Genomic DNA, 13,598 nt, shown 5'->3' on the forward strand with positions numbered 1-13,598 from the left:
GTTTTGTGCCATCAAATGCGAAATTTTGTGACTACTTTCTTCCGTAGTCGTCTTCTAAACGTTCTATATCGTCTTCCCCGAAGTAGTCTCCTGTTTGTATTTCAATAAATACCAAATCTTCACTTCCTGGATTTTCTACACGATGAACAGCACCTAATGGTATATCTATATATTCGCCTGCCTTTTTGGTTATTTTGTCTTCGTTGAGGGTAACTAACGCTTCTCCACGAATCACATACCAGTGTTCACACCTTCTTTGATGTCTTTGTAGACTGAGACGCCCTTTCGGGGAAACAACAATTCGTTTTACTTTGTGATCTTTTTCGTCGCTTAGGACAGTGTAGTGTCCCCAAGGACGATGGTCTGTTTCGTTGGTCATCGTGGTTATCCTAGTTAAAAAAAATTTCTAAAGATGAACGGTGTAATTAAGAAAAAAATCCAATATAGAATTAGGGCGGCTACTAAACATTGAAAAAAATAATGTATTTTTTCTTTTAGTTTCTTTTTTTGCGATTTTGGCGCCAGTTTGAATATGGCGAAGCCCATAACTATGATGAATAAAAAACCTCTAATTTTTAGCATTTTGATATAACTTATTGTTTGTAATATATTTGTTAACAGAGTTTGGCACGAGATAGGTAATGGGATTTCCATTGCGGCATTTTTGACGTATTGTTGTTGAAGACAGGAACACAAGGGGAATTTCGATGATATTGTTGTTTAGCTTTTGATAAATTTGTGATGGGATTTGTTGTTGGAGTTTTTCTAAATTCGAAAATGGATAATTGGGACGGCTGGCGATGGCGATTTCGTATTCACTTACAAGATCTTGCCAACGATACCAGTCAGGTAAGGAAAGAATGTTATCCGCTCCAATGATAAAAGTGATGGGTTCTTTGGTTTGTGCGGTGAGTTTTTGCATCGTTGTGTATGTGTGTGAAATATGATCTGACTTCAACTCGATATCGGATATTTCGAAGAACGGGTTATCGTCTATTGCGATTTTTACCATGTTATATCTATGTTGAGGAGAGATAGATATATTTTTTAAAGGCGGTATTTTCGCTGGAATAAAGATGATTTTGGATAAATGCATTTTTATACCAACTTCTTGTGCTAAAATTAAATGTCCGATGTGGATGGGGTTAAAGGTTCCCCCAAGTACGCCTATAGCCAAAACAAGCTCCTATGATTTGCTCTGTTGTTCTTTGCAGTCTAGAATTTCATTAATTGCTTCGAGTTTATCTAATAGAGAAAGAATAGCGCGACTTTGCAATGAATCTAAAGAAAAGTTTTGATGGAAATGTTTGGCTCGTAACATGAATTAACCTCCATAACAATAGATTTTACTCGGAATTTAGTTGCAGCAAAAGTGCTTGATTTGTGATAAATAGCTTGAGGAAAGGTTTTGAAAATAGCTTTCACCATAACTTTCCTTACTATTATTGTAGGGTTATTTTTCAATTTTGTCTAAAAAAAAATATTTAAACAAAATTTTGTTTGACTTTTGCGTTTTTTTCAGGGAGGCTTTTTGTCAGTATTGTGTTATTTAGTTCTTACAAGAAACAACAAAAATAGGCCTTACACAAATTTTTGTTTGATTTTTTGAATTTTGCGTAAAACTTCTTCCGGAAGTGGTCGGTCTTTTGGCTCTTTACGCACTAATTTTGCAATTAACCGTGCCAATGATGGCAAGATATCTTTTTCTATATCAGCAGGACTTACACCATCGTAAATGGCGGTATTCAAGTAGTATTCCTCCCCACTGTTTCCTGGGTAGGGAATTGTACCGGTAAGGATATAAAATGCGACAGCCCCCAGAGAATATAAATCTGATTTTGTTTCTGCTGAATCCACAAATCTCTCTGGAGCAACAAAGTGCAAACTACCAAAAGATTCCTCTGCAACTTCATTGACTAAAACAGTCGCTCCCCAATCTGTGAGCAAGTATTTCTTGTTAATAAGAGACCCTCTAGATTCCATGATGTTCCCAGGACTAATATCGGCGTGGATGACACCTGTACTTGCAATGTATTCAATGACATTCGCAACATCTTCAATCACGCGTATTGCCAGATTTTCACGGTATTTAAGAGGGATATTTTTTGCGTGGTGAGGGTACCCTGTTTCTAGATTTAGGTTGCTTATGTCGTATTCCGCAATTCTCCCTTTGTCTGGTAAAGAAACGTGAACACTGCGCAAGTGAGGCATGGCAAACCATTCTTTGTCGCGCGCTAACATTTGCGGTACGTTAGGGTGATGAAGTTCTTTGAGAACTTCGATTTCATTTTTGATTCGTTCTTTGGCCACCGAGTCGTCTTTTGCCGTTTTGATGGTGATGGCATCATGGGGATAAAAAATAGCTTCGGCTAACCATACCACGGCATGTGAACCTTCGCCTATTTTCTCTTTTACGCGATGCTTTCGTTGATTGACAACAAAGGTTTTGTTTTTCATGCTTGTTCCCTTATCACGTGCTGCCACAAGGGTAAGTTGCTATCTTTTGTAGATAGAATTGGTTGCGTGACCGCCCACGGTATGTCGAGTTGAGGGTCATTGTATTTGATTCCACGTTCAGCATTGGGATTGTATTCTTGTGTACACATATACATAACATGAGCACTTTCCGATTTGACCGCAAAACCGTGAGCAAATCCTTCAGGAACGTATAGCATCGACTCTTGACATTTGAGTTCTACACATAAATGTTGGGAGAATGTGGGTGAATTTTTACGTAGATCGACAACGACATCTTGCACGTGCCCAGTAATGGGAACAATCAGTTTCCCTTGGGCGTTTGGTGGTTCCTGATAATGTAAGCCGCGTATGACGTCCTTTTGTGAGAATGAAAAGTTACACTGTTGGAACTCTACATTCAAAACACTATTTTTGAATATTTCTTGAAAATGTCCTCTATTGTCGCGAAATAGCTTGCTCGTTATCAATAAAATCCCCGGCAGTTCTAATTCTTCTATTGTAAAATTCATTTTATTTTCCAAAAGCTGAAAATGGTTGCAACCAGAAAATCTTTTACTATTTAGATTTTATCTAGTACAATTTATACCGTGTCGACGAATGTCGTGTTAATTATAACCTAAGTATGGACTAAATTCCACAGCATATTTCACGTCATAACCAGAAAGGAAGTCAAGTGAGAAGATAACTTCTACACTACAGCTTGGCTAGCTTACTATGGAACTTTGCGCTAAATTGATTGTATATCTGCGAGACCAAAAATTAGAATTTATTCTCAATAAAGAAAGTATGACCATTGGTCGTGGTGTTAATCAAAGTATCGTGATTAACGAACCAACTATTTCGCGATTACATGCTAAGATTTTTGTTCGCGATGGTAGCTATTTTTTGGAAGATCTAAGCACCTTTCAGAAAACGTATTTGAATAAGGGAACACTGCAGATACCCAAAAATCTCAAACACAAAGACATTATCCAGTTAGGTAATGTAAAGAGTTTATTTTTGCTAGAGCCACTGCGCCCTGAGGAAGAGGGTATATTGCACGAAATACAGTATACTTTCAAAGGTGATTATGAAAAAGAAGGTGAAGTCGAGCGTGAAGATAATCTACATACGCCCATTCAAGCAGAGGTAAGCGATATATTGGCAAGTGTTGATGAAGTACTTGACGATAAACAAGAGGTGGAGATTGAAGAGGCTCCTCTATCGACAGGAGAATCTCTAGATATGCCTTTGAGTGACATACCTTTTGCTAACCCCGTTACTTTTTCTGGAAAATCCCCTGTTGTCTCCCATCGTGTTCTCGATGCCCAGATTTTGTGTGAAAATACAAAACAATGCATGTCGGTTACCAAAGAGGCGATGTATGTTGGGTTTGATTCTATTAATGAAATACAAATCGCCGACCCGTATTTTTCTAAAGTACATTTTGCCGTACTGTTTAATAAAAAATCGGACAAGTATTACTTGAAAAATATGGGAGATAAAGAAGTCCGTTGCAATGGACGCCCGATTGAAAATATGGAGGAACTGGATCATTACTCTATCATCAGTACCGGTAAATATAAATTCCATTTTTTTTCTGGGTTTCAGGAAGTTGCCGATTTACAAAAGATTATGTGGGAAGAAATACAAAATAATGCCTTCCCCATGCGTTTTTTCCCAGAATTACCAGGTGAAACTGTCATTCTCGACTCCTCTACATTGCAATTAAAAGGAGAATATAAGTTTCTTGGAAAACCTACCCCTTTTTCACAGAATTTCTTCTTTACCAAAGATGTTGATAGTAGCAAGTACATCTTTTTAGGAGAAGTAAATGGGGACAAGGACGACTTGCCATCCTCAACGATTGAGCCCTATCTAATTAAGATTCAAGGTATTTTTGAGACAATACTCGAATATGAAACAATACCACTACAAATAATGAAAGACTTTAACCGTATCGTCTATTCGAAGTTTAAGGGATTGAGTATCAACGGTACATTGGTCATGTTACATCGCGATCATGTTATTTGGGTAGGCGATGGCGTGTGTTCTCCCATTGCGTATATTGACGGAAAATGTAGTATTCAGTCGTCAAAAGGTATGCCGATTGGTTCATACAAAAACTTTTTGGGAGTAGAAGAACAAATTACTTGGAAAGACAACGACAAAGTTTTGTTTTTCACTTCTGAAGTTCTAAATTGTCAGCTAAAGTCGCAAAGTTTACTTGTTACCCTGGAAAGTCTCAAGCTTCTTTTGGGAAGCAAAATTCAGGAGGAAGATTTTGCGCTTACCAAGCTAACGGAAGATTTGTCTTCTAAAATAGATGTGCAGCAACAAATGTTGTTTGCTCTTATTTGCCGTGATCCTTTAATATAAATATTTTCCGGATAGCTTCTTGTTTTCCATTTTTGTTTTGATATAATTTGTAGATGTATAACTAGTAATATAATCGCGAAACATTCACGAAAATTATTTTTGTCGTGAATATACGATGTTTTTATTAGTCTATATCCCTAGATAAAGAGTCTTCTATTGTGTGAATGACCGTACTTACGGTCAAAATTGTAAAACCATTTTGTTTTGTAGTTCCAGGAAACACATAGTTGACAACTCTGTAAATTTGGGCAGTAGCGGAAGTTTTGCCGCTATTCCCTTAAAGCAAAACAATTGTTTTGTGCTGTTTACATGCTCATTCTCTTAACAAGAAGTGAAAGGAGATTTTCTTGATTGTTAGTGTAGCAATTGAAAAAGGGGGAACAGGGAAAAGCCAAACAGCGGTGAATCTATCTTGTGCTTTGGTCAAATTTCACAAATTAAAGGTTTTGGTTGTTGATTTAGACCCTCAAGGTACAGCTTCTCTTGGGTTTGGTATTTCACCATTGTCCACAGACACGAATACTATTTATGATGTATTATCTGGCCGCGTTGATCCTCAAGATGCAGTTTACTCATACAACGATAGTGATCTTTGCATTATGCCTTCTAACCACGAGTTGGCGATTTACGGTTCAAACGAATTTACCACAGAACTAGATAACCTATTAAGCCCGATGAGTAATATTTTTGACTTCATCTTCATTGATTTACCACCTACTCTCGGTAACTTTACAATGACCTCCCTATGTCTCTCAGATTCTGTTCTTATTCCTGTAAACGCTTCTTCTTCTGTATGTATTGTGGCGCTACTTAGTCAATTACGTACAATCAAAACAACTGTGGAAGCTGTAAACAGCAAGCTGTCTGTTTTGGGTATCTTAGCGTGTATGGTGAATAACACGAGAATTTGTTCCGAGGTATTGTCTTGGTTAGAAGATGAATATCCAAATCTACTATTTGAAACAAAAATTCGCCAAAACATTAAACTGGCAGAATCTTTAGGTTTGGGAGAACCAATTTTTGACTATGCTCCTGATAGTTATGGTGCTCTAGATTACAAAAATGTTGCAGGTGAAATTATGAGGAGGGTTACATAAGTGGATCTTTTACGCATGGTTGTAAAAAAGCGCTCAGAGGACAATACTCGTGTAAAAGATTCAGACTCTCTAAGCCGATTTGCTACCCGAGTAGCGAAATTGAAGGGGGAAGGCCCTCTTGCGTCGTCTGCTGAGCCAGAAGTTACCTTAGAAGTGATTAGTATTAATATTATAGATATAGAAGTTCCCAAAACTTATATGCGAAAGTCTTTGGGAGATCTATCTGCTTTAGTTTCTAGCGTTAAACTCTACGGCATACAACAGCCTATTAAGGTGATTAAAGTACGTGGTACGAATAAATATCGCTTGGTATATGGTCTACGTCGTCTAGAAGCAGCAAAGAAAGCTGGTCACGACAGCGTTCCATGTATCGTTGAATTGGTAACTATCGAAAACCGTTTACAAACATTATCAATGGTAGAAAACTTTGCTCGTCTCTCTCTCAATCCTATTGAACAGGCAAATGCTTTTAAAGCAATGGGAGATAAAATGACAGATGAGCTTTGTCGTAATATCGGAAAAACTTCGGGGTATGTCCAAGAAGCCATTAGTTTACTTAGTTTACCTGAAAGTGTACAAGAAGAAGTTATGGCCGAACCTGATCTCTACACATGGGGAATTTTGATGGTTCTTATTAAAACTTATGGTTCTTCAAATGCACATGGACGAAAGCTATTCCAGGCGGTTGCCACAGGAAAAGTTAATACCGCAAAAGAAGCGGAATTTTTTGTTCAAAGTCTCGGGTAGATGTTATTTCGCATTTTGCATGTTGGTATAGCGACATATTCAATCAAGCACCTTATTAAACTAAGTTAAGTTAGATTTTAATGTCTAATAAGAAACAAAAATCCAATAACAAAAAGCAAGAAGAAGTAGAGATTATCAGTGTCGCAGAGCCTTTAGCGCCTTGGCAAGGAAGAGCACGTGACTATAAGCCCAACTTAAGTCAAGATTTCAAAAAAAGGCAAAAGCTCAAGGCTCGCGATAAAATTCTTTTGATTGTCGAGAAACAAGCAGATAAAGATAAGTCAGATACGATCGAGTATCGCTTAGAGATACCTGTTGACGAGAAAAAAAACGAAGAATCTTTACTTGAAATGCAAAAAATTATCACCAAACAAAAAGCTCATCGGAAAAGCTTACAGGAAGTTCTTGGAAAAGAGCGCAAAAATAATAAATATCTACAAAAAAAATTCGAGCGTAAAAAGCAGCAATGGAGTTTGGAAAAAGAATCGTTACAAAAAGAAGGCGATAACTTAAAAGATAATATTGTGGCTCTGGAATCGCAACTGCAAATACTCAACCAACATACCCAGATGGTCATCAATAATTATAAATCGAAACTTCTGCTACAACAATCTCAATACAGAGAACAAAAAAGAGACAATCTTCGCGTAACTCAGGAACTAAAATTAGAAAAAGAAAGACGGCAATCTTTACACTCCATCCTTGGTGAAAATGCAAAAGAAAATCGTGAAGGTCTTGAGAAACTAGTTGAAGTTTGTCAAGAGCGCGACGCGTTAGTACAAACACTTGAAAGTCTAAAAAAAGAAAAAGTTTTGCTGATGGAAGATCGACAACTCCTTCAGCAAAATCTTGATAGTCTTACGCAGCAGTTGAATAGTTACGAAGAGTCTTTCATATCGCAAAACAAAGTAGCGGAAAAGTTACAAAAGACACAACAAGAAGTTGAACGACTAAATAACGAAAATAAGCGTTTGCAAGAGCAACTTGATATTTACAGTAAATCAATAACAGGTAAATTTGTTGTTGATGAAGTGATTTCAGGAAGCCGCGGTAGCTACACAATTATAAAGAAATACAAACGCGGTGGAATGGGTGATCTTTATCTTGCCAAACGTAATGTTGACGAAGAAATCGTTGCCGTAAAAACCCTGCAATTTTCCGATGAGGGTGACGAAAACAAAAGAGTTTTACGCTTCATTCAAGAAGCAAGAATGATGTTGTATTTTCAGCACCCCAACTTAGTAAAAGGGCTGGACTTCTACCAAACTCCAGATAAGGTATTCTTAGTAATGGAATACATTAAGGGTGTTTCTCTTGAAGATTATATCGGAGAAGTTGCCATGGATGAAAGAGAGGCGGCCAGCATTGTTTTACAGATAGCAAGAGCACTCAACTACTTGAGTACATTGGGCATCGTTCACCGAGATGTTAAACCCGCAAATATTATTCTTGACGAAAATCGTGTCGCAAAATTAATGGATTTCGGCATTCTCAAATCTGTGCATGGTAAGTGTACTCTTACCACCTCGGGAATTATTATGGGGACACCTTATTATCTATCTCCCGAGCAAGTAACAGATAGTTATATTGATATAAAGAGTGATGTTTATAGTTTGGGAATTACCTTTTACCAGTTGGCCACGGGAAAAGTGCCATTTCAAGGCGAAAATCAGGTAGAGGTCATTGCGAAGAGACTGACAAAAACATCTCCACGCGTAAAAAAAGACAACCCCAAAGTCAGTAAAGTCTTATGTAATTTGATCGAAAAAATGATGGATTACAAACCAGCACGAAGACCTGCTCCTATAGACATCGTCGAAGAGTTGGAATCTTTCTTGGGAATTCAGAATTAGTAGTTTTAGGAGAAACAACGTCTAGTTGTTATTGTGAAACATGAAAAAAGATATATTAATTGTTGGCGAAGATCACAGCCAAACTATTCAAGATGCAATCAACAATGCAAATTATCAATATAAAATTGCAAATGATTTGCGAGGATGTCTGGATATTATCCGCGACGGAATTCCCAAACTCATCATTGTAGATAACGAAGCGGTGGGGGAACAAAGTGTTGAAATTTGTGAAACCTTGAAGAATTATCCAGGAACGAAACGCATCCCTCTTATTTTTATTACCCCCAAAAGTTCAGTAACTTCACTTCTTCAGGTATTATATATCCCTGTTGAGGACTATATCTTCTTTCCGCTAGATGTAGAAGAGTTTAAAATGCGTGTACAGGTTCTCGTTGAGTTAGAGGCATACAAAGAAAGTAAAACTTTGGCATCCGTGGAAGAAAAAATTGGAGAACTTGAAAAGCTACTCGAACTCTTTCCCGACTATCACGCCGCAAGACAAGAACTCGGTGAAATTTATGAAAAAACAGAAAACACCGAAGCAGCACTAAAAACTCTTTTGGGATTGGCAGAGGGGTATTATCAACAAAATAACTTCGGCATGGCGATGGACGTTATCACACGCATGAAGAGAATGATTGCAGAGAAAAGTGTTCAACTTAGTGGCGGAGCACAGTTTCATGAAGCGCTAGAGAGATGTTTTCAGATATTAGGAAAAGAATAACTTCACTTTGTTTCTGTTACTAATAGCTCTTTAAATTCTATATCCTAATAGATCGTCTATGAAAAAAAATATCTGCATTGTCGGAAACAATGGTAAAGAGTTTCATTTGTATTCTCTTTACTATAAAAAAAATAAAAACATTGTCTTTTTTGCCGCGAATTGCCCTGAAAAACTCATTTATCCCTTTGCGGGTGACCTATATCCTCAAGGCATACCCATTTTGCCATTAAAGGATTTGAATACATACATTGAAAAGTATTATATCACCGACGTTGTTTTCGCGGGAAGTAATGTTAGTTTTGAGTATTTGAGTGTTCTTGGGCAACAACTGTTTCAACGCGGTGTGGATTTGCGTTACAGCCCTGTTGCACGAATGATGTTAAAAGCATCGAAAAAAACAATTGCCGTTTGCAATGCTGTTCCAAACGTTTGTAATCACAATTTAATCGGTGCTATTGCAAAAACTTTACAAAATCAGAAATTGTCGTGGCTACTACGTCCATATAACTACACTCAATTTTGCGCAAAAGCGTTATACGTTAACCGCTTTCATTCATCTTTTCCTCCTGCACACCAAAGAATACAATCTATATTTCGCAAGTTTCATCACAATGTTATCACGGGAAACGATTTTCGCCAAGTGTTACGAGAAGGTGAAAAACAGGGAAATTTTTTGTTGGTAACTCCTCCAGGGAATGACATACCTTTTGTAAAACCTGATATCTATATTTGTGTTCTCGCCAAAAATAGCGATTTTTACCAACATTATCCTGGTCGTATTAATGTTGAAATGGCAAATGTGATTGTTGTAAGTGGTGAAGAAGATGAATCACAGTTAGAAAAAATACGTATTGTGAATCCCAATGCTCATATTATAAAAGAGAATGATATTGGGGGAGAAATGGCAGCATTGCTAGTGTAGGGATGTCATCTCTGTAAAAGTAGGGATGCAGCGTTTACAAGTCAACTTTCGATTGCTGGTTTCACGCTTACGCGCATGGCTGTCAAACTAAGATATAAAACCATTAGGGTGTCATCCCTGCAAAAGCAGGGATCCAGCGTTTTGAAACCAGCAAAGGGATCGCATACCAGATTCAACTAACCAAATAAAATACAAGAGGAGTGAATAGTGAAACAACAAGGTTACTATCGTTTTCCGTGTTTAGGAAAAGATTGTGTATTTTTTGTATGTGAAGACGATATATGGAAAGTTCCTGTTGATGGTGGAGTGGCGAGCCGCTTTACAAAAACTCCTGGACTTACATATGAAATGTGCGTTTCCGATGACGGAAAATGGCTTGCATACTCCGCAGGAGATTACGGAAGTGCGGAGGTATATTGCATAGCTACCGATGGCGGTGAAGCACAACGCTTAACTTTTCATCCTTCTTCTTGTAATGTTGTGGGATGGGACGGCGAAGATATTTTGTTTTCCAGCAATATGGAAGGCTCACATGCGAAAGACACCTCTATTTATCGTATCGCAAAAGAGGGTGGTCACTGGCAAAAGTTGCCTTTGGGGTTAGCGCATAAAATTTCGCTTGCGGGAAAAACGGTCGCTTTACAAAGAGGGTACACCGATCCAGCTAACTGGAAGTCTTATCGTGGAGGACGTACCGGAAAAATATGGCTAAAAGTAGAGGGGGAGGCATTTCGTTTACTCACTAAGGATCAAGAAGCGCAATGCTTTCCGATGATCTATGGTGACCGTATATACTTTTTGTGCGATGTATCCCAGCAAGGAAACATTTTTTCATATAATTTTGCTGGAGAAGATTTACAACAACATACTTTCCATGAAGATATGTATGTAAGACGTCCTAGTTTGTTTGACGGAAAAATTACCTACCAGTTAGGTGGTGATATACATATGCTTAATTTGGCGAGTAACACAAGTGCAAAATTAGAAATTAGTTTGCAAAGCTGCGGCAGTTCTACACGTGAGAAATTTGTTTCTCCGAATAAGTACTTGACGGGGCATCGACTTTCTCCGGATGATAAAGAACTTTTAATTACCACACGTGGTCAATTGTTTTGTATGAAAAATCACAGTGGTGCGGTGATGCGCCTCGGGGAAACGTCGCGAAGTAATCATCGCTTTGCACAGTGGACTGCGGATGGTAAACATATTCTCGTGATCAGCGATACGTCAGGAGAAGAAGAAATTATCGTTTATAGTCGTGAAACTTGCCGTGAAGTAAAGCGCATTGGTAATATCGGCGGAGGTGGCTTTATCGAGCGCATTTTGCCTGCTCCATCCGGGGATGACGTTGCTGTCGCGGTGAGTGCTGAGTTATATATTTTAAATTGGCAGACACAAAATATCACCAAAGTCGACAAAGGAAAATCGCGCTATTTTCGCGACTTTTCATGGTCCCCTGACGCGAAATGGCTAGCGTATTCAAAATACGAGGAACAAGTTTATGCATCCATCTTCTTGTACAACATCGCGAAAGAAGAAATTACACGAGTAACAACTCCTGATGCTCATGATTATTGCCCACGGTTTTCCTCCCATGGTAAATATCTATATTTTCTATCAAAGCGCGTTCTCAACCCATATGCCGATAGCCTACAATTTGAGTACAGTTTTCCTGAATCGGCAAAGCCATATTTAGTGGTTCTCGATAAAGAGGCATATTCTCCTTTTTCTCCTATGTATGAATCTAGTAGTGAAAAAGAAAAAGACAAAGATGAAGAACTCGTGGTGCAAATTGATACGGAAGAAATTCATAAGCGTATTGTTGAAATCCCAGTAAAAGAGGGATTGTATTTACAATTGAGTTCTTTTGAGGACAAAGTTTTTTTGTCAAAAAAGCCTTTAGAAGGACGTTTGAATGCTCCTAAATTTTGGCAAGACAAAGATCAGCCGACGCGTAAGTTGATTATGTACGACTTAAAAAACAAAAAAGAAGAAACTATTGTTGAGAAACTGACAAGTTATTCCCATGGCGGAAAAAAGATGCTGCTGCGTGTCAGTAAATCACTGTGCGTTGTGCCAACGGGAAATTCGTATAAAAAAATGTACGAGAAACCCAGTGAAAAAAGCGGTTGGATTGACTTGCGCAGAATAAAGGTTTGTGTACATCCACGTAACGAATGGCAACAAATATTTTTGCAAGCATGGCGTTTACAACGTGATTTCTTTTGGAAAGAACTACACGATTGGGAGAAAGTACGCGAAAAATACCGACCACTTGTGGAACGAGTACGCACAAGAAACGAATTGTCTGATATCATAGGCGAAATGCATGGTGATTTAGAAACTTCGCATGCGTATACATTTTTGGGCGATCAAATGAGTATTATCCACCAAAGAGTGGGAATGTTGGGTGTACGTGTTGCGTTTGTTGATGGCAAATTTGTGATCGAGGAGTTTTTTGAAGGTGACTTAGCACATCAAGAAAAAGGTTGCCCTCTTCTTGAACCAGGAATGAATGTAAAAGAGGGAGACGCCATTATCGCAGTGAACGGACAAAGTGTCGGACCACAGTGTCATTTGAACAAAGCATTGATTAATTTGGCAAAAGAAGAGGTCGAACTATTGATCGCCACGGCAGAAAATGAAGAAAAGCGCCTAACAGTAAAAGCGTTAGTTTCTGATGTTTCTTTGCGTTACCGAGATTGGGTACATAAAAATCGCGATTACGTAACACAAAAAACCTGTGGACGAATAGGCTACTTACATGTTCCCGACATGTCCACAGAAGGTCTTGTTTCCTTCCATCGTGACTTTCTATGGCAATACATTTTGGAAGGTCTTATTGTCGATGTACGCTTCAATGGGGGAGGAAATATTTCGCCGCTTCTCATTGAGAAGCTTCAAAGAAAAACAGTTGCGCATTTACAACCACGCCGTGGTAAGAAGATTTTTTATCCACGAGAAACACTGCAAGGACCGATTGTGGTTTTATGTAATGAATATACCGGTTCAGACGGTGATATTTTTTGCCAAGTATTCAAGACTTTAAAGCTAGGAACGCTGATCGGAACGCGAACATGGGGTGGAATTATAGGGATTGTAAATGATAAGACATTGGTAGACAAAGGAATTGTAACGCAGCCAGAGTATGCATTTTATTTCCACGATGGTAGTGAGATCGAAGGAATAGGTGTAAAGCCCGATATATATGTAGAAAATACACCCGAGGCATACAGCGAAGGGAAGGACTTACAACTAGATTGCGCGATTGAAACGTTGTTAAAGGGAATGGAACAATAAACAGCAGAATTCCGTAATCGTAACCGTAATCGTAACCGTAATCGTCACCGTGACCCTGACCGTCAATTCCATTGACTTAAGAGGTAAGTTTAAAACCAAAAAAGGTTTACAATACTTGT

Annotated in this window: 12 protein-coding genes; 7 read left to right on the forward strand and 5 right to left on the reverse strand. The window is 38.3% G+C overall.

The annotated features are described in order from the left end of the window. Window positions 1–31 precede the first annotated feature (31 nt). The 5 genes from UABAM_RS19970 to rfbC form a co-directional block, all read right to left on the reverse strand. Window positions 32–379, reverse strand: a complete 348-nt coding sequence (locus UABAM_RS19970; RefSeq protein ID WP_151969763.1) for a phosphomannose isomerase type II C-terminal cupin domain — start codon at window positions 377–379, stop codon at window positions 32–34. A 189-nt stretch (window positions 380–568) separates the two neighbouring features. Beyond that, window positions 569–1,177 carry a nicotinate-nucleotide adenylyltransferase gene (gene nadD / locus UABAM_RS19975; RefSeq protein ID WP_151969764.1) on the reverse strand — a complete coding sequence of 203 codons (609 nt, stop codon included), beginning with the start codon at window positions 1,175–1,177 and terminating at the stop codon, window positions 569–571. 9 nt (window positions 1,178–1,186) lie between these two features. Continuing rightward, complete coding sequence (locus UABAM_RS34000) at window positions 1,187–1,321, reverse strand: hypothetical protein (RefSeq protein WP_261343896.1); 135 nt, start codon at window positions 1,319–1,321, stop codon at window positions 1,187–1,189. Between the two features lie 260 nt (window positions 1,322–1,581). Further along, a complete protein-coding gene (locus UABAM_RS19980; RefSeq protein ID WP_151969765.1) occupies window positions 1,582–2,457 on the reverse strand; it encodes a protein kinase domain-containing protein in 876 nt (291 codons plus the stop codon). Then, window positions 2,454–2,987 carry a dTDP-4-dehydrorhamnose 3,5-epimerase gene (rfbC, locus tag UABAM_RS19985; protein ID WP_151969766.1) on the reverse strand — a complete coding sequence of 178 codons (534 nt, stop codon included), beginning with the start codon at window positions 2,985–2,987 and terminating at the stop codon, window positions 2,454–2,456. The genes UABAM_RS19980 and rfbC overlap by 4 nt, the downstream gene beginning before the upstream one ends. Window positions 2,988–3,192: 205 nt before the next feature. Here rfbC and UABAM_RS19990 point away from each other — a divergent pair, with 205 nt between their 5' ends. The 7 genes from UABAM_RS19990 (at window position 3,193) to UABAM_RS20020 (ending at window position 13,479) form a co-directional block, all read left to right on the forward strand. Beyond that, complete coding sequence (locus UABAM_RS19990) at window positions 3,193–4,836, forward strand: FHA domain-containing protein (RefSeq protein WP_151969767.1); 1,644 nt, start codon at window positions 3,193–3,195, stop codon at window positions 4,834–4,836. Between the two features lie 347 nt (window positions 4,837–5,183). Next, window positions 5,184–5,933 carry a ParA family protein gene (locus tag UABAM_RS19995; RefSeq protein WP_173013442.1) on the forward strand — a complete coding sequence of 250 codons (750 nt, stop codon included), beginning with the start codon at window positions 5,184–5,186 and terminating at the stop codon, window positions 5,931–5,933. Continuing rightward, window positions 5,934–6,680 carry a ParB/RepB/Spo0J family partition protein gene (locus tag UABAM_RS20000; RefSeq protein ID WP_151969769.1) on the forward strand — a complete coding sequence of 249 codons (747 nt, stop codon included), beginning with the start codon at window positions 5,934–5,936 and terminating at the stop codon, window positions 6,678–6,680. Between the two features lie 80 nt (window positions 6,681–6,760). Beyond that, complete coding sequence (locus tag UABAM_RS20005; RefSeq protein ID WP_151969770.1) at window positions 6,761–8,533, forward strand: serine/threonine-protein kinase; 1,773 nt, start codon at window positions 6,761–6,763, stop codon at window positions 8,531–8,533. Window positions 8,534–8,573: 40 nt separating this feature from the next. Then, window positions 8,574–9,257 (forward strand): PleD family two-component system response regulator, encoded by a 684-nt coding sequence (locus tag UABAM_RS20010; RefSeq protein WP_151969771.1) that lies wholly within the window; start codon window positions 8,574–8,576, stop codon window positions 9,255–9,257. Between the two features lie 58 nt (window positions 9,258–9,315). Beyond that, window positions 9,316–10,179 carry a hypothetical protein gene (locus UABAM_RS20015; RefSeq protein ID WP_151969772.1) on the forward strand — a complete coding sequence of 288 codons (864 nt, stop codon included), beginning with the start codon at window positions 9,316–9,318 and terminating at the stop codon, window positions 10,177–10,179. Between the two features lie 207 nt (window positions 10,180–10,386). Next, entirely contained in the window at window positions 10,387–13,479 is a 3,093-nt protein-coding gene (locus UABAM_RS20020; protein ID WP_151969773.1) for a S41 family peptidase, read from the forward strand. The last annotated feature ends 119 nt before the right edge of the window (window positions 13,480–13,598 follow it).

Source organism: Candidatus Uabimicrobium amorphum, assembly GCF_009002475.1.
Taxonomy (GTDB): Bacteria; Planctomycetota; Uabimicrobiia; order Uabimicrobiales; family Uabimicrobiaceae; genus Uabimicrobium; species Uabimicrobium amorphum.

Excerpts from the sequence above, each read along its gene's own strand:
- rfbC (WP_151969766.1), bottom strand. The coding sequence starts at position 2,987 with ATGAATTTTACAATAGAAGAATTAGAACTGCCGGGGATTTTATTGATA.
- UABAM_RS20015 (WP_151969772.1), top strand. The coding sequence starts at position 9,316 with ATGAAAAAAAATATCTGCATTGTCGGAAACAATGGTAAAGAGTTTCAT.
- UABAM_RS20010 (WP_151969771.1), top strand. The coding sequence starts at position 8,574 with ATGAAAAAAGATATATTAATTGTTGGCGAAGATCACAGCCAAACTATT.
- UABAM_RS20005 (WP_151969770.1), top strand. The coding sequence starts at position 6,761 with ATGTCTAATAAGAAACAAAAATCCAATAACAAAAAGCAAGAAGAAGTA.
- UABAM_RS19980 (WP_151969765.1), bottom strand. The coding sequence starts at position 2,457 with ATGAAAAACAAAACCTTTGTTGTCAATCAACGAAAGCATCGCGTAAAA.
- UABAM_RS19990 (WP_151969767.1), top strand. The coding sequence starts at position 3,193 with ATGGAACTTTGCGCTAAATTGATTGTATATCTGCGAGACCAAAAATTA.
- UABAM_RS34000 (WP_261343896.1), bottom strand. The coding sequence starts at position 1,321 with ATGTTACGAGCCAAACATTTCCATCAAAACTTTTCTTTAGATTCATTG.
- UABAM_RS19970 (WP_151969763.1), bottom strand. The coding sequence starts at position 379 with ATGACCAACGAAACAGACCATCGTCCTTGGGGACACTACACTGTCCTA.